Source organism: Oceanobacillus neutriphilus, from assembly GCF_014645515.1.
In the GTDB taxonomy this organism is placed as follows: Bacteria; Bacillota; Bacilli; order Bacillales; family Amphibacillaceae; genus Oceanobacillus; species Oceanobacillus neutriphilus.
In genome coordinates this window covers 1-877 of the sequence record NZ_BMLW01000046.1, presented here as the reverse complement: position 1 = coordinate 877, position 877 = coordinate 1, and the positions used below count along the sequence as shown (strand labels likewise).

Sequence of the window (877 nt, the reverse complement as noted above, 5' to 3'; positions counted from 1 at the left end):
CGAGCCCTGCATCCTCCACCATTATGCCGGCCTAGCTCAACTGGTAGAGCAACTGACTTGTAATCAGTAGGTTGGGGGTTCAAGTCCTCTGGCCGGCACCATTTTCCCTTTTTAGGAGCCATTAGCTCAGTCGGTAGAGCATCTGACTTTTAATCAGAGGGTCGAAGGTTCGAATCCTTCATGGCTCACCATTTGCGGGTGTGGCGGAATTGGCAGACGCGCTAGACTTAGGATCTAGTGCCTTCGGGCGTGGGGGTTCAAGTCCCTCCACCCGCACCATTAATTTAATAAAGGCAATACGCGGAAGTAGTTCAGTGGTAGAACATCACCTTGCCAAGGTGGGGGTCGCGGGTTCGAATCCCGTCTTCCGCTCCAAATATTGCCGGGGTGGCGGAACTGGCAGACGCACAGGACTTAAAATCCTGCGGTAAGTGATTACCGTACCGGTTCGATTCCGGTCCTCGGCACCATAAGCGCCCGTAGCTCAATTGGATAGAGCGTTTGACTACGGATCAAGAGGTTAGGGGTTCGACTCCTCTCGGGCGCGCCATCGGGAAGTAGCTCAGCTTGGTAGAGCACTTGGTTTGGGACCAAGGGGTCGCAGGTTCGAATCCTGTCTTCCCGACCATTATATAAATATAACATGGGGCCTTAGCTCAGCTGGGAGAGCGCCTGCCTTGCACGCAGGAGGTCAGCGGTTCGATCCCGCTAGGCTCCACTCAATAACTTTTTAAATAAGCTGTTGACAATATTTTCAAAACATGATATATTAATTTGGTCGCTGTTTTTAAAAGCGACAAAGAAATTGCTCTTTGAAAACTGAACAAAACAACCAGTACGAAAGAAGAAAAACACCTCGTTTTTCTTGAATATTTAA

8 tRNA genes are annotated in these 877 nt (G+C 49.7%); all 8 read left to right on the top strand.

Annotated features, from left to right (window positions below):
• Positions 1-25: 25 nt before the first annotated feature.
• The 8 genes from IEX29_RS26425 (at position 26) to IEX29_RS26390 (ending at position 718) form a co-directional block, all read left to right on the top strand.
• Positions 26-101 (top strand) — tRNA-Thr (locus IEX29_RS26425).
• A 14-nt stretch (positions 102-115) separates the two neighbouring features.
• A tRNA-Lys gene (locus IEX29_RS26420) sits at positions 116-191 on the top strand.
• A 3-nt stretch (positions 192-194) separates the two neighbouring features.
• Positions 195-279: transfer RNA gene (locus IEX29_RS26415), tRNA-Leu, on the top strand.
• 21 nt (positions 280-300) lie between these two features.
• A tRNA-Gly gene (locus IEX29_RS26410) sits at positions 301-375 on the top strand.
• Positions 376-381: 6 nt separating this feature from the next.
• Positions 382-470: transfer RNA gene (locus IEX29_RS26405), tRNA-Leu, on the top strand.
• Positions 471-473: 3 nt separating this feature from the next.
• Positions 474-550: transfer RNA gene (locus IEX29_RS26400), tRNA-Arg, on the top strand.
• A gap of 1 nt (position 551) precedes the next feature.
• A tRNA-Pro gene (locus IEX29_RS26395) sits at positions 552-628 on the top strand.
• A 17-nt stretch (positions 629-645) separates the two neighbouring features.
• A tRNA-Ala gene (locus IEX29_RS26390) sits at positions 646-718 on the top strand.
• Positions 719-877: the final 159 nt, after the last annotated feature.